At 35.9% G+C, this 20,584-nt stretch carries 16 protein-coding genes and 2 tRNA genes; 10 read left to right on the top strand and 8 right to left on the bottom strand.

The features are described from left to right. Positions 1 to 41 precede the first annotated feature (41 nt). A complete protein-coding gene (locus tag C8P67_RS06575; protein WP_115811589.1) occupies positions 42 to 923 on the bottom strand; it encodes a pirin family protein in 882 nt (293 codons plus the stop codon). A 327-nt stretch (positions 924 to 1,250) separates the two neighbouring features. On the opposite strand from C8P67_RS06575, the gene C8P67_RS06570 reads away from it, so the two are divergent. The 6 genes from C8P67_RS06570 to fabD all read left to right on the top strand — a co-directional run bounded on the left by C8P67_RS06570 (position 1,251) and on the right by fabD (position 11,115). Then, positions 1,251 to 4,667, top strand: coding sequence for a transglutaminase family protein (locus C8P67_RS06570; protein WP_115811587.1), 3,417 nt, complete (start codon positions 1,251 to 1,253; stop codon positions 4,665 to 4,667). Between the two features lie 76 nt (positions 4,668 to 4,743). Next, complete coding sequence (locus C8P67_RS06565) at positions 4,744 to 7,329, top strand: circularly permuted type 2 ATP-grasp protein (protein WP_115811585.1); 2,586 nt, start codon at positions 4,744 to 4,746, stop codon at positions 7,327 to 7,329. Continuing rightward, positions 7,319 to 8,191 (top strand): transglutaminase family protein, encoded by an 873-nt coding sequence (locus C8P67_RS06560; RefSeq protein ID WP_115811583.1) that lies wholly within the window; start codon positions 7,319 to 7,321, stop codon positions 8,189 to 8,191. Before C8P67_RS06565 ends, C8P67_RS06560 begins: the two co-directional genes overlap by 11 nt. Before the next feature lie 185 nt (positions 8,192 to 8,376). Continuing rightward, positions 8,377 to 9,201: a protein-glutamine glutaminase family protein gene (locus C8P67_RS06555; RefSeq protein WP_211319894.1), complete on the top strand. Its 825-nt coding sequence runs from the start codon at positions 8,377 to 8,379 to the stop codon at positions 9,199 to 9,201. Positions 9,202 to 9,540: 339 nt separating this feature from the next. Then, positions 9,541 to 10,068, top strand: a complete 528-nt coding sequence (locus C8P67_RS06550) for a YceI family protein (protein ID WP_115811579.1) — start codon at positions 9,541 to 9,543, stop codon at positions 10,066 to 10,068. A 174-nt stretch (positions 10,069 to 10,242) separates the two neighbouring features. Next, on the top strand, positions 10,243 to 11,115 hold the full coding sequence (fabD, locus tag C8P67_RS06545; RefSeq protein ID WP_115811577.1) for an ACP S-malonyltransferase: 873 nt from the start codon (positions 10,243 to 10,245) through the stop codon (positions 11,113 to 11,115). A gap of 183 nt (positions 11,116 to 11,298) precedes the next feature. Here the strand turns inward: fabD and galE are convergent, their stop codons facing one another. Genes galE through C8P67_RS06530 form a run of 3 tightly spaced genes read right to left on the bottom strand, consistent with a single transcriptional unit; the run spans position 11,299 to position 13,906 of the window. Then, positions 11,299 to 12,315 carry a UDP-glucose 4-epimerase GalE gene (gene galE / locus C8P67_RS06540; RefSeq protein ID WP_115811575.1) on the bottom strand — a complete coding sequence of 339 codons (1,017 nt, stop codon included), beginning with the start codon at positions 12,313 to 12,315 and terminating at the stop codon, positions 11,299 to 11,301. A gap of 10 nt (positions 12,316 to 12,325) precedes the next feature. Then, positions 12,326 to 12,769 (bottom strand): nuclear transport factor 2 family protein, encoded by a 444-nt coding sequence (locus C8P67_RS06535; protein ID WP_115811573.1) that lies wholly within the window; start codon positions 12,767 to 12,769, stop codon positions 12,326 to 12,328. Between the two features lie 6 nt (positions 12,770 to 12,775). Beyond that, positions 12,776 to 13,906 carry a DegT/DnrJ/EryC1/StrS family aminotransferase gene (locus tag C8P67_RS06530; protein ID WP_115811571.1) on the bottom strand — a complete coding sequence of 377 codons (1,131 nt, stop codon included), beginning with the start codon at positions 13,904 to 13,906 and terminating at the stop codon, positions 12,776 to 12,778. Between the two features lie 179 nt (positions 13,907 to 14,085). Here C8P67_RS06530 and C8P67_RS06525 point away from each other — a divergent pair, with 179 nt between their 5' ends. Beyond that, positions 14,086 to 15,330, top strand: coding sequence for a 3-deoxy-D-manno-octulosonic acid transferase (locus C8P67_RS06525; RefSeq protein ID WP_115811569.1), 1,245 nt, complete (start codon positions 14,086 to 14,088; stop codon positions 15,328 to 15,330). Positions 15,331 to 15,560: 230 nt separating this feature from the next. Then, positions 15,561 to 15,767 carry a hypothetical protein gene (locus C8P67_RS06520; RefSeq protein WP_115811567.1) on the top strand — a complete coding sequence of 69 codons (207 nt, stop codon included), beginning with the start codon at positions 15,561 to 15,563 and terminating at the stop codon, positions 15,765 to 15,767. Between the two features lie 150 nt (positions 15,768 to 15,917). Here the strand turns inward: C8P67_RS06520 and C8P67_RS06515 are convergent, their stop codons facing one another. The 4 genes from C8P67_RS06515 to mutS all read right to left on the bottom strand — a co-directional run bounded on the left by C8P67_RS06515 (position 15,918) and on the right by mutS (position 19,309). Beyond that, positions 15,918 to 16,178 (bottom strand): YegP family protein, encoded by a 261-nt coding sequence (locus C8P67_RS06515; protein WP_317125442.1) that lies wholly within the window; start codon positions 16,176 to 16,178, stop codon positions 15,918 to 15,920. Between the two features lie 211 nt (positions 16,179 to 16,389). Beyond that, a tRNA-Leu gene (locus C8P67_RS06510) sits at positions 16,390 to 16,475 on the bottom strand. An 11-nt stretch (positions 16,476 to 16,486) separates the two neighbouring features. Then, a tRNA-Gly gene (locus C8P67_RS06505) sits at positions 16,487 to 16,559 on the bottom strand. A 143-nt stretch (positions 16,560 to 16,702) separates the two neighbouring features. Next, positions 16,703 to 19,309, bottom strand: coding sequence for a DNA mismatch repair protein MutS (mutS, locus tag C8P67_RS06500; protein WP_170141421.1), 2,607 nt, complete (start codon positions 19,307 to 19,309; stop codon positions 16,703 to 16,705). 153 nt (positions 19,310 to 19,462) lie between these two features. Here mutS and C8P67_RS06495 point away from each other — a divergent pair, with 153 nt between their 5' ends. Then, complete coding sequence (locus C8P67_RS06495) at positions 19,463 to 19,924, top strand: DUF1573 domain-containing protein (RefSeq protein ID WP_115811563.1); 462 nt, start codon at positions 19,463 to 19,465, stop codon at positions 19,922 to 19,924. Positions 19,925 to 19,998: 74 nt separating this feature from the next. Then, complete coding sequence (locus C8P67_RS06490) at positions 19,999 to 20,535, top strand: RNA methyltransferase (protein WP_115811561.1); 537 nt, start codon at positions 19,999 to 20,001, stop codon at positions 20,533 to 20,535. Positions 20,536 to 20,584 lie beyond the last annotated feature (49 nt).

Raw genomic sequence — 20,584 nt, 5'->3', positions numbered from 1 at the left:
GGTCATGCCCTAATTTTTAATAGTCAGCAGATAAAAATAAACTATCTCACTCTTGGTTGCGGCAGGGGTACAAACTCCGTTTCATTGGGAACTTTTGGGAATTTTTGATCGGTCCAGTCCTGCTTTGCTTTTTCAATTACCGCTTTATCCGAATGCACAAAATTCCAAAAGATGAAATGTTCTTCGGGAAATGGTTCGCCTCCAAAAATATAGACGGTACTGTTTTCACTCATTTCGAATTGGCAGAGACTGCTTTCCTTTGCGACCAAAATTTGTTTTGAACCATAGGTGTTTCCATCATTTATAATTTCGCCTTCCAAAATATACAAAGCGCTTTCTCCAAAAAGATCTTTACCGATATTCAGCGTTGCTTTGGATGTACTTTTAATTTCGATCAGATACAGCGGACTGTAAACTGGCACAGGCGATTTTTTTCCAAAAGCTTCTCCGGCAATTAGTTTTACAGTAACATTATCCTGCTGCCATTCGGGAATATCTTTGGCTTCTACATGCACAAACGACGGTTCAATATTTTCTTTTTCTTTTGGCAATGCGACCCAAATCTGCAGTCCGTGGAGACTTTTATCGGTCGTTCTCAAATATTCCGGTGTCCGTTCCGAATGCACTACTCCTTTTCCTGCTGTCATCCAATTGACCGCGCCTGGCGTAATTTCCATTTCGGTTCCCACGCTGTCTCTGTGCAGTATGGCACCTTCGAACAAATAAGTAAGTGTCGAAAGTCCGATATGCGGATGCGGAGGCACATCTAAATTTTGATAATCTTTGAGAAAGGCTGGTCCCATGTGATCCAAAAACACAAAAGGCCCTACTGCTCGTTTTTCACGAAAAGGCAGCAATCTGCCCACAAGAAAGTTTCCAATATCAGCCGAACGTTCTTCTATAATTAATCCAATGTTTGACATGTTTATCTATTTTTTTGAATTTCTGATATTAATAATGCTGGTCAGTCAGCTTACTAATTTGTGATAATTATCGAAATACTAAGTTACAAAGCCCAAATGAAATAAAGCAGTATTAAACTTAAATATACTTTATGGTAACATTTTATACTTTTTGAAACTGTTTTTCAATATCAAACATTAAGATATTATCAATAAAAAGATTTAAAATTACTTAATAAACAGTATTTAAGTTTATTTTTAATAAATTATTATCATTAAAATTCGTTAAACAGTGATTTTTTTTCAATATTTGTATAAACGGAATTGTGTCATAAAAAAAACTTTCTTATGTCAATAAAAATAGCCATTTCCCACAAAACAATATACAAATTTGACCAAAGCGTTAAATTATTCCCGCATATTTTCAGACTTCGTCCTGCAGTGCATTCAAGAACAGCCATAGAGGGATATTCTTTTAAAATCAGTCCAGAAAATCATTTCATTAATTGGCAGCAGGATCCTTTTGGAAACTATCAGGCCAGAATTGTTTTTCCCGAAAAAATCAAAGAATTAAAAGTCGAGGTCGAAGTAATTGCAAAACTTCAGGTCATTAACCCATTTGATTATTTTGTAGAAGAATATGCTCAGAAGTTTCCGTTTAAGTACGACACTCTCCTCGAACAGGAATTGGTTCCTTACTTGAAACTAAGCGAAGAAAGTCCGACATTCTTAAAATTCATTGAAGGCATAAAAGTAAATGACTCTTTAGAAATAAATGATTTTTTAGTTTATCTGAATCAAGTGGTTTATAAAACACTGACTTATAATCTGCGGATGGAAGCCGGTGTGCAGACACCCGAACAGACATTAAGGCTGAAAAGCGGTTCCTGCAGGGATTTTGCATGGCTGTTAATTCATATTTTACGCCATTTTGGTTTAGCAGCACGTTTTGTTTCCGGTTATATTGTACAATTAGCGCCAGATATAAAATCTCTTGACGGCCCTTCCGGACCCGAAAATGATTTTACCGATTTACATGCTTGGGCAGAAGTGTATCTGCCAGGTGCAGGGTGGATTGGACTTGATCCTACTTCGGGACTTTTTGCAGGTGAAGGACACATTCCGTTGTGCTGTACTCCTCATTATCTAAGCGCAGCGCCTGTAACTGGGGCTACTGAAAAATGTGAAGTGACTTTTGATTTCGAAAACAAAGTGACCCGAATTCATGAAGATCCGCGGGTAACCAAACCGTATTCTGACAGACAATGGGAAGACATCATGGCCGTTGGAAATGTTGTTGAGAACGACCTTATTGCAGGGGATGTCCGCCTGACTATGGGCGGTGAACCAACCTTTATTTCTATTGACGATTTTGAAGGTGCCGAATGGAATACCGCTGCTGATGGCCCGCTGAAACGAAAACTGGCTTACGATTTGGCCCTTCGTTTAAAACAACGGTTTGCTTTCGGAGGTTTACTGCATTTTGGGCAGGGAAAATGGTATCCCGGAGAATTATTTCCCCGCTGGCAATATGGATTATTCTGGAGAAAAGACGGATTTCCTCTTTGGAAAAATGATGCTCTGGTAGCCAAAGAAGGTGAAACTCAATTTACTTTTCACGATGCTGAAAAATTTGCTGTCGAATTGACAAAATTTTTAGGAATTGATACTAAAAATATATTGCCTGCTTACGAAGACCCAATCTATTGGGCTCTTGAAGAAGGCAAGCTACCAGTGAATTTAGATCCTTTGAAAGTAAATCTAAAGGATTCTATTGAACGTCATAATCTTGCCAAGGTTTTAGAAAAAGGTTTAAACAATCCGTCAGGTTTTGTTTTGCCAATACGGAAAAATTATGGTCAGGACAATTGGGAAAGCTGTGCTTGGGAATTCAGGAGAGGGAATTGTTTTTTAATTCCTGGAAATTCTCCAATTGGTCTGCGTCTGCCGTTAGATTCCCTGCCAAAGGTTTCGAAAAACAAAAGAGAAACAGTTGTTGACAGAAGTTTATTTGAAGATCTCCCTCCATTAGGGGATTACTCCGAAAAAGTAAAAAAACGCTACGGAACTATTTCAAAAATTTTTGAAGCAGTCAAAAAAGTTTCGACCAAAAAAGAGACTAAAAAGGAAGTAGACCCTTCAGTGTTTGAAGTGGATACTTTCATTACAGCAATGTGCATTCAGGAACGCGACGGAATGCTTTATGTTTTTCTGCCGCCAACTGATTATTTAGAAGATTATATCGACTTAATAACTTCGATAGAAAATACTGCCGAAAAATTACAGATGCCTGTACGAATTGAAGGCTATCAGCCAAAGACCGATTACAGGGTGGAGAAAATGATGGTTACTCCGGATCCTGGTGTAATTGAAGTGAATGTGCATCCGGCAAAATCCTGGCAGGAAATTGTAGATAACACAACAGCATTATACGAAGAGGCATTTCTGTCCCGTTTAGGCACCGACAAATTCATGGTTGACGGCCGTCATACTGGAACTGGTGGAGGAAATCACGTAACCTTAGGAGCAGAAAGACCTGAAGACAGTCCGCTGTTACGAAGACCAGATTTATTGCAGAGTTTAATTACTTATTGGCAGCATCATCCTGTTTTGAGCTACCTTTTTGCCGGACCTTTTATTGGACCAACAAGTCAGGCACCACGAATTGACGAAGGCCGTGACGAGCGCTTGTATGAAATGGAAATTGCCTTTGAACAAATCCCAAAAGACAGAGAAGTTCCTTTCTGGATGGTGGACAGGATTTTTAGAAACCTATTAACTGATATTACTGGAAATACGCACCGTACAGAATTCTGCATCGATAAATTATATTCTCCCGATTCGTCAACAGGGCGTTTGGGAATATTAGAATTAAGAGCTTTTGACATGCCTCCGCACAAGCACATGAATTTGGTTCAAAATTTATTAGTCCGTTCACTGGTTGCCAAATTCTGGAAAAACCCATACGATAAAAAACTGATCCGCTGGGGAACTGAACTGCATGACAAATTTTTGTTACCTCATTTTGCCTATCTGGATATGATTGATGTGGTTAATGATTTGAAAGATGCCGGATATAATTTTGATATTTCATGGTTTGATCCTTTCTTCGAATTTAGATATCCGCATCATGGAAATGTGACAATTGATAATATTCAATTGGAAATAAGATTGGGAATAGAACCTTGGCACGTACTTGGCGAAGAACTTTCCAGCTCTGGAACCTCACGGTTTGTCGATTCTTCACTAGAGCGACTGCAGGTAAAAGTCTCTGGAATTGTGCCCGAACGTCACATTTTATTATGCAAAGGATGCCGAATTCCATTAAGAAGCACTGGTACAAAAGGAGAATATGTAGCAGGAATCCGTTATAAATCATGGAATCCGCCATCGGCACTGCATCCTAATATCGGAATTGATGTACCGCTGGTTTTTGACTTAGTTGATACTTGGAACAATAAAGTAATTGGTGGCTGTACTTATTTTGTAACCCATCCCGGCGGAAGAAGCTTTGACAGTTTTCCCGTAAATAGTTTTGAAGCAGAATCAAGAAAAATAAGCCGTTTTTGGGATTTTGGACACACACCTTCAGCTGGTCTTGAAGATGTAGAAAAGGAGAAAGAAATGATTTCAAACAGCAATGCAACTTCCCGATTTTTAGTAGAATCTAAATCGGAACTGCGGCTGGATACGCCTATAGAACTCATTAACCCTGAATACCCTTACACTTTGGATTTAAGACATTATTGGAAAGCAAAAGAATAGAACAATTGCATTGCTGTTCGCTCTAAAAACCATTATTTTGTCAATTATAAAAACGTAATTCATTTACAATTAACAAATGATTCAAGATATTTCACTGGGACTGCTCCAATCATATAAAGAAAAAATAAATTCATACGACGAAGTGCTTGACCAAAACGGAGAGATAAAACCGTATTGGAAAGGGCTTTTTGACACCTTAGAATCCATTGGAATTGATGAATTAGAATTACGCAATCAGGAAATTGTAAAAAAATTAAAAGAAAACGGAGTTACCTATAATGTTTATGATTCTAATCAGGAATCGAATCGTGCCTGGAAACTAGATCCTATTCCATTTTTAATTCACGAGTCGGAGTGGAAAACTATTGAAAAAGGATTAAAACAGAGAGCTCATTTATTAGATTTAATTTTAAAAGATCTTTACGGTCCCCAAACCTTAATCAAAAATGCGATAATACCTGCCGAATTAGTTTTTGACAATGCTGGTTTTCTGCTGCCTTGTTTTGATATTAAACAGAAGCACAACAAAAATTTACTGAATTACGCAGTAGATTTGGCCCGAGGTCCTGACGGAAAAATGTGGCTGCTGGACAACCGGACTCAAGCGCCTTCGGGTGCGGGATATGCTCTCGAAAACAGAGTTGTAATGAGTAAGGTTTTCCCTGAACTCAATAAAAAAACCTATCGAAAAAAACTTTCGCCTTACTTCAGCCAATTACAGCAAACCGTTGATTCATTAGGAAACAACTCCAATGAAAATCCAAATGTGGTTTTCCTGACTCCTGGCCCCGGAAACGAAACCTATTTTGAACACGTTTATCTTTCCTCTTATTTAGGTTATACTTTAGTGCAGGGAAATGATTTATTGGTTAGGGATGGTTTTGTGTGGCTAAAATCTATCGATCAGCTGGAACGAGTTGATGTAATTATCAAACGATTGGATGATGTATGGTGCGACCCGCTGGAACTTCGCAGAGATTCTTTGCTTGGGATTCCCGGTTTACTGCAGGTAATCCGTTTAGGAAATATTTCAGTTGTGAATCCTCCCGGAACCAGTATTTTAGAAAATTACGGCCTGATGGCTTTTATGCAGAATGCCTGTAAATTTCTGCTGAAAGAACCTTTATTAATCAGTTCGATTGCTACTTGGTGGTGCGGACATACCAAAGAATTGGATTATGTCTTAACTAATCTGCCTAAATTAATCATAAAAAAAACCAACCGAAAACAAGGCTTCAGATCCATTTATGCACGTTTACTGAATATTGAACAGCTGGAAGATTTAAAAAAACAGATTCAAAAAAATCCTAAAGAATATGTGGCGCAGGAAGAAGTGAGTTTATCAACAACTCCGGCTTTTATCAATGGAACTATAGAACCCAGATATGCTGCAATCCGTGCTTTTTTGATAGCAGACGGAGATGATTACCAAGTCATGCAGGGCGGTTTGACCAGAAGTTCGGCGGTCAAAGACAAGTTTGAAATTTCAAATCAATTAGGCGGTATTTCAAAAGATACTTGGATTATTACAGATACGCCGACAGAATATCAGGAAAAATCGGTTGAACGAAAAAACACTAACAACCAGCTCAATAATTCTCTGACAAGCCGAAATGCCGAAAATTTATTTTGGTTAGGCCGTTTGTGCGAAAGAACAATGGCTTTGCGCAGTTTCCTGAAAATCATTCTGAACAGACTCAACGAAAATGTGGTTAAACACGGCAATGAACAGCCTGAGTTTTTAATCGTTTTATTAAAATCACTTACGCATCTTACACAGACTTATCCAGGATTTGTTGGAAAAGAAGCCAAAGACGGAGAAGTATTTGACAACGATGCTATTTTTGTAAATCCGATTACGGAACTGCTTTTACTGATTAATGATTCCAAAAAAGTAGGTTCGGTCGTTTATAATATGCAGTCATTGCTCAATACCATTAATCAGGTTAGTGAAAAATGGAACAACGACACCCGGCAGATTATCAATTTACTGGAAGACATTCATTTTACGCTTAAAAAAACAAATAACATCAATCACGTTAATCATTCTTTAGATAAACTGCACATTCGTCTTTTTTCATTTTATGGCAATATTTACGAAACATTACCACGTGATAATGGTTTCTATCTGATGGAAGCCGGAAAAAATGTAGAACGAATTTTATCTTTAATTTCGGTTTTTCGTACGGCTTTCAATTACAAAAAAGCCGAGGAAGATGAAGCCGTTCTGATGGAAGCTATATTAGAAAATCATCATTTACTAGCACAATACAGGAATATATACAAATCGCATTTAAGTCTGAAAGCCGTGATTAATATGGTGTTTTTAGAAAAAAACTTAACGTACACGCTTTCTTTTTTACTAAATACTCTCACTCATTATCTTTCTAAATTACCAAAAACCAATGAGCCAAACCGATTGAGCATTGCCGAAAAATCAGCTTTGAAAGCCAGCACAATTATCAATTTAATTGATGCCGACAGCCTGATACAAGTTGATGAAAAAACACAATTCCGATCTAAATTAGACCAGACGCTTTCGGATGTTTTTGAATTGATGTGCGATGTTTCCAACAATTTATCAAGCCTATATTTTAATCATTCTGTAATCCAGCATTCCGTTTTAGACACACTTGAAAATAGCGAATCCGATGAAATATAAACTAAAACATCAGACACTTTATACCTACGTCAATGAGGTTCATAATTACCAAAGTATTTTGTGTCTTCAGCCTCAAAATTCTGCGAAACAGATATGCAAAAATTTCAATATAGAAATTGAGCCAAAACCTTCCAAAATATATTCCCGCACGGATTATTTCGGAAACATCCAGCATTATTTTTCGCTTCATCAATCGCATAAATCATTAAAAGTTACGGTTTCCAGTGAGGTCGAAGTATTGAAAAATGCTACACAGTTAACTTTAAATCCAATAACCTGCGAAGAAGCCAGATTAAAATTCACAATCGACCGCACTCTCAAAATTGAAGTTTTACAATATCAGCTTCCAAGCCAATTCATTACTTGGGACGAAGAAATTACCGCATTTGCAGAAAGCTGTCTGCTTCCAAAAATGCCTCTTTTTGATGCTGTATTAAATTTAATCAAAAAAATATATACTGAATTCCAATTCAAATCCGGTTCTACCAATGTCAATACACCGCTAAAAACAGTTCTCAAAGAGCGAAGAGGTGTTTGTCAGGATTTCTCTCATTTGGCAATTGCCAGTCTGCGGAGCGTGGGGATTCCTGCACGTTATGTAAGCGGTTATATTGAAACATTACCGCCAGTGGGCAGACCAAAATTAGAAGGTTCAGACGCTTCGCACGCTTGGATCTCAGTCTATATTCCAGAAATGGGCTGGTGCGAATTTGACCCGACCAACAATATGATTCCGCAACAGCGCCATATAGTAACGGCTTACGGAAGAGATTTTGCCGATGTGTCACCAATGAAGGGAATTATTTTTAGTACTGGCGATCATAAAGTAAAAGTTGAGGTTGATGTGATACCGCTGGTTTGATTTTCGATTGAAATTTTATAACAATTTCTTATTTTGGTATAAGCTCTCCCCTTTATAGTTTTTATAACTTCGCCCACAATAACATAAAGTGTCGCATTAATTATTTTAACAAAAAGATTATCAAAAAGCATCCTCTTTTAACGGCTGGAAAAACTTCTGTACTTGATCAAGATACAGCAAATGCTTTGTTTGCAGAAATTAAAGAATCAGGGCTTCCTTTTGGTTATCAGCAGGCTAATTGTCATAATATTTCGCATTACATCAGATTGTTATTAGCGTCTAAAGGGTTTCAATGTGCCAAAATCTGGGTTTTTGCTCCTGTTGTTTATTCCTCTACAAACAGCCAGCAGATTTCTTTTATTGATAAAAAAAATAGTTCTCCAACCGGAACAATCGATTGGGGTTATCATGTTGCTCCCATAATTGAGGTTAAAATTAATGGCAAGGCACGCAAAATGGTTATTGATGTGGGATTGTTTCCAAATGGAATTGTTAGATACAGAACTTGGCTTGCCAAATTAAATACCAAAAAACTCATTTATTTAATTATGGATTCGGAATGGTATTTATACAATTCCTCGATGATTCCAAATGCGCAAGTGCATGCTGACAATAATGAATCGAATGAAAATCAGCCTAATGTAAAACTTCCAGATTGGTTTTCGGACAAGCATATTACTGACTTTTTTAAGTATGAAGAAGATGCTTTGGAACAGCATTGGATTGAAAAAGGATTGGCAGTAAATGAAACGGCTATGACTTTTTATGATGCCGAAATCAAACCTATTCTGGATTCAGAACTGCATCAGGAATTAGTTACCGATTATAAAATGCTGGCTGGAAATGTTTTTAATTTCGAAACCGTTTTTAGAGACAATAACTGGAACTACGAGATGAATAACGATTTTCAGCTGAAACATCAGGACATCATCTCTAAATACCGCGAGATTTATTCTTTGAACCTGAATAAGTGGCTGGAAAAATTCTCTTTGGTAGAAACTTTTAATTAGAACTGCGAAATCGTTTATTTATACAATGAAACTGTTGTTTTTTGAATGATTGCAAAAAAGCAAAAATGTTTCCTTTTAGCCCCGATTGCAGTGAAAATCCTTTTTGGCTGGGGTTCAGCCAAAAAGATTGAAACGGAAAGCGGGAACAATCTTGGCTGAAAATGCCTAATCTTTCTGCTCCAAAAATTAATTATAAAATCTAATTTGAAAATCACTCACTAAATTAATACTGCCGGTTTTATTTCTTAATCTAGGTTAAGTGCCCCATCGGTAGTATCGCTGTAAATTTGCCTTATCAAAATGAAACAAATAAATTTTTAATTAATAAAAAATAAAATTATGGCAACTACAAAATGGGCAATTGACCCGACTCACTCAGAAATTGGTTTTAAAGTAAAACACATGATGTTTACTAATGTTTCAGGTACTTTTGGAACTTATGATGCAACAATTACTACTGAAGATGATAACTTCGAAAATGCAGTTATTGAATTTTCTGCAGACATTAATTCCATCAATACCAATAATGTGGATAGAGACAATCACTTGAAAAGCGGTGACTTTTTTGATGCAGAAAACCATCCAAAATTAACTTTCAAAGCGACTTCTTTTACTAAAGATGGTGATGATTATGAATTGACTGGTGATTTAACTTTGAGAGGCGTTACAAAATCTGTAAAATTCCCAGCTGAATTCAGCGGTTTGATGAAAGATCCATGGGGAAATACCAAAGCAGGATTGAACATTTCTGGAAAAATTAACCGTAAAGACTGGGGTTTAAACTGGAACTCAGCTCTTGAAACCGGAGGTGTTTTAGTAGGTGAAGAAGTAAAATTGAACATCGAACTGCAATTGATAAAATTATAATTCATTCAGTAAAACTGATTTTCTATACATACAAAACCTCCATACTTAATTAGCAAGTATGGAGGTTTTGTTTTTATCTCAATTTTATCTTTTGACATAAATCCTAAAAAAACACTATTTTTGCATCCGATTTCAAATTTCACAACTTGAAACCTTAAACTTAAACAAGATTTTATGAAAGCATACGTATTTCCAGGTCAGGGCGCACAGTTTACAGGAATGGGCAAAGACTTATATGAAAACTCACCATTAGCAAAGGAATTATTCGAAAAAGCAAATGATATTTTAGGTTTCCGCATCACAGACATTATGTTTGAAGGTACTGCCGAAGAATTGAAAGAAACTAAAGTTACTCAGCCAGCAGTTTTCCTGCATTCGGTTATTTTGGCTAAAACTCTAGAAGATTTCAAACCAGAAATGGTTGCTGGGCATTCTTTGGGAGAATTTTCGGCATTAGTTGCCAATGGCGCTTTGTCTTTTGAAGACGGATTAAAATTAGTTTCGCAAAGAGCTTTGGCAATGCAAAAAGCCTGCGAAATAACACCTTCTACAATGGCTGCAGTTCTTGGATTGGCAGATAATATTGTTGAAGAAGTTTGCGCTTCTATTGACGGAGTTGTTGTTGCTGCTAATTACAATTGTCCTGGGCAATTAGTAATCTCAGGAGAATTTTCTGCTGTAGAAAAAGCTTGTGAAGCAATGAAAGCTGCTGGCGCAAAACGGGCGCTATTATTACCTGTTGGAGGAGCATTTCACTCACCAATGATGGAACCGGCAAGAGAAGAATTGGCGGCAGCTATTGAAGCGACTACATTCTCTGCTCCTATCTGTCCAGTATATCAAAACGTAACTGCATCTGCCGTTTCTGACGCTGACGAGATCAAGAAAAACTTAATTATTCAATTGACAGCTCCTGTAAAATGGACACAATCGGTTCAGCAGATGATTGCTGACGGCGCAACTTTGTTTACCGAAGTTGGTCCTGGAAAAGTATTGGCTGGTTTAATTGGAAAAATCAATAAAGAAGCGGTGACTGCGAACGCTTAAAATTTAAACTGCAGACTGCAGAATTTAGATTTCAGTTATAAAAACAGAATCCTCATGAACTTATGTTTTTGGGGATTTTTTTATTGTTGAGATGCACTGCAGTGCATCTCTACAGTAAAACAAAAAATCCCAAACTATCGACCGATAATTTGGGATTTTTGTTAACTGAAAATTACTTTCTAATTACTGTTTTCTGATTTTTTGTTCCCATTTCCAGGCGCTTGCCATTGCTTCGTCTAATGTAGATGCTGCTTTCCATCCCAAAACATTGTTCGCTGTATCAGTATTGGCATAGGCCGAAATAACATCTCCTTCTCTGCGGCCTACAATTTTATAAGCAAGCTTTTGTCCGCTGACTTTCTCGAAAGACTGAATCACTTCTAAAACTGAACTTCCTGTTCCTGTTCCTAAATTGAAAATTTCTACTTTATTTAAATTCTTCTTATTCAGCAAACGCTGTAAAGCTATAACATGGGCTTTCGCCAAATCGACTACATGAATATAATCCCGTACCGCTGTTCCGTCTGGGGTAGGATAATCATCTCCATAAACGGATAATTCTTTTCGCAATCCAAAAGCAGTCTGAGTAATAAACGGCACTAAATTTTGAGGAACTCCTAATGGCAGTTCACCAATTTCTGTTGAAGGATGCGCCCCAATTGGATTAAAATAACGCAGTAAAATTGCATTGATATTAGTTACTTTAGCTGTATCTGTTATAATTTCCTCACCTATCTGCTTGGTATTTCCGTAAGGCGACATTGCCGGCTGAACAGAAGCATCTTCGGTAATTGGCATTTTTTCAGCTTGCCCATAAACGGTACAGGATGAACTAAAAATAAAGCTGGCCTCTTGTTTTTGCTGTAATTCCTGAAGCAGATAAACCAAAGTGTTAATATTATTTTCATAATACAGTAATGGATTTTCAACGCTCTCACCCACAGCTTTTGAAGCTGCAAAATGAATTACACCAGAAATATCATTGTGTCTTTTGAAAAAATCCTGTACTTTTTCTTTTTCACGCAAATCCAAATTTTCAAAAACAGTATCAATTCCCGTGATTGCTTTAATTCCGTCCAAAACCTTCAATGAAGAATTCGAAAGATTATCAATAACAACTACTTCAAAACCTTGATTTTGTAATTCAACAACAGTATGAGAACCAATAAAACCTAAACCTCCCGTTACTAATATTTTCATCTTATTTTATTTATGATGGTAATTTAAAAGCCTGTCTTGCAACAAGAAGCCATTTATTTTTTTGCTTCTGCCAAATGAGCATAATACCAATTTTTATATCTTTATCTACTCCGCCGTCTTTAGTGTGAGCTGCCAAATTGTGACGGACAATAGCCATATCACCCACAATTTCGATAGTCTGATTTTGGAATTCAATCATTACAAAATCAGATTCTCCATTTACAATCTTTTCTATAAAAACAGCCTGATTTTGAATATTCCCATTTGAATGTCCATAACTTAAATTATCCGAAGTTAATTCTTTTAATTTACTTCCATCAGCATCAATCAAGGCTTCCCTAAATGTTTCAACACGAGCAGCGACAGCATTTTCGTCTTTAGATTTAACAATACTTTGAGCCGATCCTGAAAACAGAAATAAAACTACTGCAAGAATTGTAAAGACATACTTCATGATAATTTATTTTAAAAATTCCAAAACACTGTCTGTTATAAATTTGATTTGCTCATCGTCTAATTCCGTATGCATCGGCAAAGCTATTACCTCTTTTACTAACTGATTTGTTACTGGAAAATCTTCTTCTTTGTAACGCACATCCAGATACGCTTTCTGCGAATGCAATGGAATCGGATAATAAATAGCACAAGGAATTCCCTTATCCAGCAAGTGCTGCATTAATGCATCTCTGTCGGCATCCAGAATTCTCAAAACATACTGATGAAAAACGTGGTCGTCTCCATTTAAATCAAATGCTGGAGTAACAATGTTTTTATTTCCTTCAAAAGCTGCATTATATTTTGAAGCTGCTAATCTGCGCGCTGTATTGTATTCGTTCAGGAAAGGTAATTTTGCATTCAAAACACCAGCCTGAATACTGTCTAATCTTGAATTTACTCCCACTACATCATGATGATAACGTTCGTACATTCCGTGGTTTACAATACCTCTGATTTTGTGAGCCAAAGCATCATCATTGGTAAAAATAGCACCACCATCACCATAGCATCCTAAATTTTTAGAAGGAAAAAATGAAGTCGAACTCACGTGGCCAATAACGCCCGCTTTCTTTTTAGTTCCATCGGCAAAAGTATAATTTGCACCAATAGCCTGTGCATTATCTTCAATTACATAAAGATTATGCTCTTTTGCAATTGCCATAATTTCATCCATATTAGCCGAACGTCCAAATAAATGTACTGGTACAATTGCTTTAGTTTTTGGTGTGATTGCTTTTTTTATTGCTTCAATAGAAATATTCATATTTACCACATCAACATCTACTAAAACTGGAGTTAACTGCAGTAAAGCAATAACTTCGACAGTAGCAGCAAAAGTAAAATCGGCAGTAATTACCTCGTCACCTGGTTTCAAATCCAGTCCCATCATTGCAATCTGTAAGGCATCAGTTCCATTTGCACAAGGAATTACATGCTTAACATCAAGATATATCTCCAGGTCTTTTTGAAATTGATGAACTTGAGGTCCGTTTATATAAGTATTTGTATCCAAAACTTCTTGAATAGAAGCGTTAACAGTAGAAGCGATTTTATCATATTGACTTTTCAAGTCAACCATTTGTATTTTTTTCATGTATTCTTTTTTAGTATCCTGTCTCTTAACAGGAACAATTAATTAAAGTAAGCTTACCGTAATCTTAAATTATATTATAATCTAACATCATCTGGACAAGCACAACAAAAATAGTTATTTAATGAGTTCTAAGCAATCAAAATAACATAAAGAAATGTATTTTTACAAAAAAAACACAGATGCATTTTCTTTACAATTTAATCACTCAATTAGCCCACATTTTACTAAAAATTATCGCTCTTTTCAGCCCAAAAATGAAGCTTTTTGTAGATGGAAGAAAAGATGTTTTTTCAATTCTGCAACAAAAAATCACTGCAAAAGACCGCACTATCTGGTTTCATGCCGCTTCACTTGGTGAATACGAGCAGGGCTTGCCAGTAATAGAAAAAATTAAAGAAAGATACCAAAATCACAAAATTATTGTTACTTTTTTTTCTCCTTCCGGATATGAAGTCCGTAAAAACAATGCAGTTGCAGATGTAACTGTCTATCTGCCTCTAGACACTCCAAAAAATGCAGAGCAATTTTTAAAACTAGTACATCCCGATCTTGTTTTCTTTATTAAATATGAATTTTGGATCAACTATCTCGATGCGCTTCAAAAACAGCAAATTCCTACTTATTTAATTTCCGGCATCTTCAGAGAAAAGCAATTGTTTTTTAAATGGTATGGAGGATTTTACCGAAAAGCACTAAATACCTTCACACATTTTTTTGTGCAGAATGAAAACTCAAAAAAACTAATCACCCAGCTGGGAAAAACCAATGTCACCATTTCTGGAGACACTCGATTCGACCGAGTTGCTGCCATTTTAGACAAAGACAATACGCTGGAATTTATTGCACAATTCAAAGATGGCAAAACAACAATAGTAATTGGCAGTTCATGGTCAAAAGACGAATCGTTGCTAACAGAATACATTAATTGCTCCCAAGACGATGTAAAATTCATCATCGCACCTCACAACATTAAACCAGAAGAAATTCAGGAATTACGAAATAACATCTCAAAAAAAACGGTTCTATTTTCAGAAAAGGAAAACAAAGATCTATCACAATTTGAAGTCTTTATAATAGACACAATAGGGATTTTGACAAAAATATACAGCTATGGCGACATTGCTTATGTAGGCGGCGGTTTTGGAAATCCAGGCGTTCATAATCTTTTAGAACCAGCTGCTTTTGGAATTCCTATTGTAATTGGCCCTAATTTTTCTCATTTTGATGAAGCCGTCAAACTGGTCGAAAATAAAGGCTGCACTGCCATAAAAAACTCCAATGAACTTAGAATTGCATTTTCAGTATTAATTCAAAACAGAGAAACAAGGCATCAGCAAGGAAAAATCTGTTCTGAATTTGTGCAGAAAAATAAGGGAGCTACCGGTTATATTTTGGCACAAATAGCTAACATTAAAAGCTTGTAAAAGACATTTCAAACATGAAAAATGTGTCACAAAATCAAAAATGCAAAACCTTGTAAGCCAAAAGACTGTTTCAAAAAAGATTATTTTTGATTCTTTTTTAATTTGACAAATGAAAAAGCTAAAGTTCTGATAGAAAATTATTTTCAAAAAATAAATGAAAAAATATTTTACATATTAAAAATTTTATATCTTTGCCACGAATTAATAATTAACCTTTATATTAAATTAAGATGAAAAAAGTATTTTTAAGTTTAGCTGTTGTTGCTGTATTAACTGTTGTATCATGTAAAAAAACTGAAGCTCCTGCTGAAGAAGCTGTAGCTGCTGATACTACTGCTGTTGTTGCTGATACTACTGCTGTTGTTGCTGACACTACTGCTGCTGCTCCAGCTGACACTACTGCTGCTCCAGCTGCTGAAGCTCCAGCTGCTAAGTAATTTTAAATTACACTAGAAAAAAATAAGCTGCATATTATGCAGCTTTTTTTTATGGAATTATTTCAAATTAAAATTTAATTAATTTCACAAAAAAAATACCATCCCGCAAAAGATGGTATTTTTTTTTTATAACTCATAAAATTCAAAAAATCAATCTGCAAAAACCAAGTCATTATCTGAAAAATCCAAAATTTCAGAATCCGAAGCATGCTTAACGATTTCATCGATCCCCTTCTGAACTCTTAATTCAGTAGTATATTTTCTGCTCAAAGCAAAAGGCGCACCATCTAAGAACAGCCTGAAAAAATATTTCCCTCCAGCTGATCTATGCTTCTCAAAAACCGCCAAGCCAATATTACTTTTAAAATACTCAATAGCTTCTTCTGATTCAAATTTTAATTCATATTTCATACTTGTAAAAATGACCTTGCCTTTCTTAGAAGTAAATACAAATTTATACTGATCATCGAATCTCTTACTAATTACAAAAGCACCCATATAATTTTAGATTAAAGAATTCAGATTGCAGATTTTAGATTTCAAAATATTGAAATCCAAACCAATTAACTATTGCAATTTATACAAATAAAAAAAGCTCCAAACATTGTTTGAAGCTTTCTTGTACTCAGAGCGGGACTTGAACCCGCACGAACATTACTGTTCACTGGATTTTAAGTCCAGCGTGTCTACCAATTTCACCATCCGAGCGTAACACGATGAGCGAAAAACGGGGCTCGAACCCGCGACCTCGACCTTGGCAAGGTCGCGCTCTACCAACTGAGCTATTTTCGCATTTCATTCTTAAAAAGAACCGCACTACTTGTTTAGTATTGCGGTTGCAAATTTAGAACTTTTATTCAATTACACAAACCTTTTTTTCAAAAAAATTAAAGATAAAATTTAACGTTCTGACAACGATAGCTTTAAATCAAAAATTATTTTCTTGACAGCATTCTTTTAATTTCATTGAGTTTCATTAATGCTTCAACAGGGGTAATTGCATTTATATCCAGATTCACTATCTCATCTTTGATCTCTTCCAATAAAGGATCATCTAGATTAAAGAAACTCATCTGCATTTCCTCATTTGCAGATTTTACTCCATTCAAAACTTCACTCGAATGGTTTTTTTCTAATTTCTTAAGCATTTTTTGCGCTCTTGAAATTACAAGCTGTGGCATTCCCGCCATTTTAGCCACATGAATACCAAAACTATGAGCACTTCCTCCTTTTACCAATTTTCGAATAAAAAGCACAGTGTCTTTTAATTCTTTTACAGAAACATTATAATTCTGGATGCGTGGCATTGTTTCACTCATTTCATTCAATTCGTGATAATGCGTCGCAAACAATGTTTTCGCCTTTGAAGGATGCTCATGCAAAAATTCTGCAATTGCCCACGCAATCGAAATTCCGTCATATGTACTCGTTCCTCTACCGATTTCGTCCAGGAGAACCAAACTGCGATCAGATATATTATTCAAAATAGAAGCCGTTTCATTCATTTCGACCATAAAAGTAGATTCTCCCATCGAAATATTATCCGAAGCCCCTACTCTAGTAAATATTTTATCTACAATTCCCATTCTTACGCTTTCAGCAGGAACAAAACTTCCCATTTGCGCCAGCAGTACAATTAAAGCTGTTTGCCTCAAAATAGCCGACTTACCCGACATATTCGGACCCGTAATCATAATCAATTGCTGTGTTTCTCTATCCAAGAAAACATCATTAGTTATATACGGAACTCCAACTGGCAATTGTTTTTCAATTACTGGATGTCTTCCTTCTTTTATTTCAAGTTCGAAAGTTTCATCAATTTCTGGACAAACGTATTTGTTTTCAATCGATAATTGTGTAAAACAACATAAACAGTCTAATTGAGCAACCAAATTAGCATTCATTTGAACAGGTTTGATGTAAGTCGCAATCCAACTCACCAATTGCTCAAACAAATCGTTTTCAATTTTCTGAATTTTCTCTTCAGCACCAAGAATTTTAGTTTCATATTCCTTTAACTCTTCCGTAATGTAGCGCTCTGCATTTACCAATGTCTGCTTTCTAATCCATTCTTCTGGAACTTTATCTTTGTGCGTATTTCGAACTTCGATGTAATATCCAAAAACATTATTAAATGATATTTTCAACGATGAAATACCAGTACGCTCTGACTCTCTTTTCTCGATTCCTTCTAAAAACTGCTTCCCAGAAGTTGATATCGAACGTAAATCGTCCAACTCAGCATCGATTCCGGAAGCGATTGCATTTCCTTTAGAAATTGCCACCGGAGCATCCTGATTTAGGGTTGTTTGTATTTTTTCACGCAGCAAATCACAACTATGCAGACTGTCTCCAATTACCTTAACAGCTTCCTGAGGACTTGACAAAGCCAGTGTCTTTACCGGAATTATCGCATCAAGCGATTCCTTGAGATACACCACTTCACGCGGCGAAACTTTTCCTGTAGCAATTTTGGAGATCAAACGCTCTAAATCTGAAATCTGTTTAATTTGATTTTGAATATTTTTTAAAACATCCTGGTTTTCTTTGAAATAGGAAACAACCTGATGACGGCTTTTTATTTTATTTGCATCTTTTAGCGGCAATGCCAGCCATCGTTTCAACAAACGGCCACCCATTGGCGAAAGCGTTTTATCAATCACATCCAAAAGAGTAACCGCATTAGGATTATAACTGTGATACAATTCCAGATTGCGAATTGTAAACCTATCCATCCAAACATAAGCATCTTCAGCAATTCGCTGAATAGCGGTAATATGCTGTACTCTATTATGCTGTGTTTCGGACAAATAATAAAGGACAGCACCGGAGGCTATAATTCCTTCTTTCAACTCTTCTACTCCAAAACCTTTTAATGAAACGGTCTGAAAATGTTTAGTTAAAGTTTCGACTGCATAATCTTCTTTAAAAATCCAGTCTTCCAAATAGAAATTATGAAAATCCTCTCCAAAAGTTTCACGGAATTCGGTTTTATTATTCTTTGGAACCAAAACTTCACTTGGATTGAAATTCTGAAGCAGTTTATCAATATACTCAGCATTTCCCTGAGCGGTTAAAAATTCACCTGTAGAAACGTCTAAAAAAGAAACTCCAATTGTTTTATTGGCAAAATAAACTGCCGCAAGAAAATTATTAGTTTTTGAATGCAAAACCTCATCATTCATGGAAACACCGGGCGTAACAAGCTCTGTAACTCCACGTTTCACTATGGTTTTGGTCATTTTTGGATCTTCCAGCTGGTCACATATAGCAACCCGAAGTCCTGCTTTTACTAACTTAGGTAGATAAGTATTAATCGAATGATGCGGAAAACCTGCCAATGCCGTTTCAGTTTCAGAACCAGCACCTCTTTTAGTTAACGTAATGCCCAGAATTTTTGAGGTCCGAACTGCATCCTCTCCAAAGGTTTCATAAAAATCCCCAACCCGAAACAACAAACAAGCATCAGGATATTTCCTTTTGATTTCGTTGTACTGTTTCATTAATGGAGTCTCTTTAACTATCTTATCTTTTGCTGCCAAAATTGTCGTATTTGAATGAATAAAAAACTCAGCGAATTTATAATTTTATACTGCAAAAAACTAAGGTGAAAAAAAATTAAATCTCTTTTAAGAAAATTTTAGAATACAATTTTGTTTCTTTGTATAAATTTGTCCAATAATCTAAAAAAAACTATGAAAAAAATATTTCTATTAGCTATGCTAACCGTTTTAGGAACAACGTTTTCTAATGCTCAGGAATCTTCTAAAAAAGCAAAAAAAGCAAAAACAACTGTTGCTGCCTTACCAAAAGTAGATGGTGCAGGTATGGTTTTTGAAAACGAAACAATTGATTACGGAACTATCGCTCACAATGCTGAGCCAAACCGTCAGTTTGTATTTACTAACAACGGTAACAAACCATTAATCATCACAAACACACAAGGATCTTGCGGATGTACTGTCCCTACAACACCAAAAGAACCAATTGCTCCGGGTGCTAAAGGAGTTATTGGAGTAAGATATGCTACAGACAGAGTTGGTCCATTTACAAAAACAGTTACTGTAACTTCAAATGCAGAAGGACAGCCAACTAAAACACTTACAATTAAAGGTACTGTTTTACCAGATGCTGCACCAGCTGCAACAAAAAGCTAATACCATTTTTTACAAGATAAAAGAAAAGGCTTCCTGATTTCAGGAAGCCTTTCTTATAAAACATAATTCAAACAATGAGAAAACTCGAAAACAGCGAACTGGAAAGAAAATCAATAGACGATTTTAAAAAATCCGAAAAGACTCCTTTAATTTTAGTTTTGGATGACATTCGCAGTCTGCATAATATTGGATCTGTTTTCAGAACTGCAGATGCTTTCTTGATTGAAAAAATAATTTTGTGCGGTATAACTGCCACTCCTCCCAATAAAGAAATTCATAAAACAGCTCTTGGCGCAACCGAAACAGTAGCATGGCAACATCATGAAAATGTGCTGGAAGTTATATCAGAATTAAAAAAGGAAAACATAATCACTCTTGCGATTGAACAAGTAGAAAGTTCCATATTTCTTCAAGATTTTAAAGTAGAAAAGAATCAAAAATATGCTTTAGTTTTTGGAAACGAAGTTTATGGCGTAGCTCAGGAAGCTGTGGCTTTATGTGACGGCTGCATCGAAATTCCACAACTGGGAACTAAACATTCTTTAAATATATCAGTAAGCGCAGGAATTGTAGTTTGGGATTTATTTAAAAAAATGAATTGGAATTTATAACTTTTATAAAAAATATCGCTTTTTTTTTCAAAAAACTGATTTACATTGT

The sequence above is a fragment of the Flavobacterium aquicola genome (genome assembly GCF_003385115.1).
Taxonomy (GTDB): Bacteria; Bacteroidota; Bacteroidia; order Flavobacteriales; family Flavobacteriaceae; genus Flavobacterium; species Flavobacterium aquicola.
The sequence above is the reverse complement of the archived record's forward strand: the minus strand, read 5'-3'. Positions and strand labels throughout refer to the sequence as shown.

Bases quoted from the DNA above. Each gene is read 5' to 3' on its own strand.
- C8P67_RS06575 (WP_115811589.1), bottom strand. From the start codon at position 923: ATGTCAAACATTGGATTAATTATAGAAGAACGTTCGGCTGATATTGGA.
- C8P67_RS06570 (WP_115811587.1), top strand. From the start codon at position 1,251: ATGTCAATAAAAATAGCCATTTCCCACAAAACAATATACAAATTTGAC.
- C8P67_RS06565 (WP_115811585.1), top strand. From the start codon at position 4,744: ATGATTCAAGATATTTCACTGGGACTGCTCCAATCATATAAAGAAAAA.
- C8P67_RS06560 (WP_115811583.1), top strand. From the start codon at position 7,319: ATGAAATATAAACTAAAACATCAGACACTTTATACCTACGTCAATGAG.
- C8P67_RS06550 (WP_115811579.1), top strand. From the start codon at position 9,541: ATGGCAACTACAAAATGGGCAATTGACCCGACTCACTCAGAAATTGGT.
- fabD (WP_115811577.1), top strand. From the start codon at position 10,243: ATGAAAGCATACGTATTTCCAGGTCAGGGCGCACAGTTTACAGGAATG.
- galE (WP_115811575.1), bottom strand. From the start codon at position 12,315: ATGAAAATATTAGTAACGGGAGGTTTAGGTTTTATTGGTTCTCATACT.
- C8P67_RS06535 (WP_115811573.1), bottom strand. From the start codon at position 12,769: ATGAAGTATGTCTTTACAATTCTTGCAGTAGTTTTATTTCTGTTTTCA.
- C8P67_RS06530 (WP_115811571.1), bottom strand. From the start codon at position 13,906: ATGAAAAAAATACAAATGGTTGACTTGAAAAGTCAATATGATAAAATC.
- C8P67_RS06525 (WP_115811569.1), top strand. From the start codon at position 14,086: ATGCATTTTCTTTACAATTTAATCACTCAATTAGCCCACATTTTACTA.
- C8P67_RS06520 (WP_115811567.1), top strand. From the start codon at position 15,561: ATGAAAAAAGTATTTTTAAGTTTAGCTGTTGTTGCTGTATTAACTGTT.
- C8P67_RS06515 (WP_317125442.1), bottom strand. From the start codon at position 16,178: ATGAAATATGAATTAAAATTTGAATCAGAAGAAGCTATTGAGTATTTT.
- C8P67_RS06495 (WP_115811563.1), top strand. From the start codon at position 19,463: ATGAAAAAAATATTTCTATTAGCTATGCTAACCGTTTTAGGAACAACG.
- C8P67_RS06490 (WP_115811561.1), top strand. From the start codon at position 19,999: ATGAGAAAACTCGAAAACAGCGAACTGGAAAGAAAATCAATAGACGAT.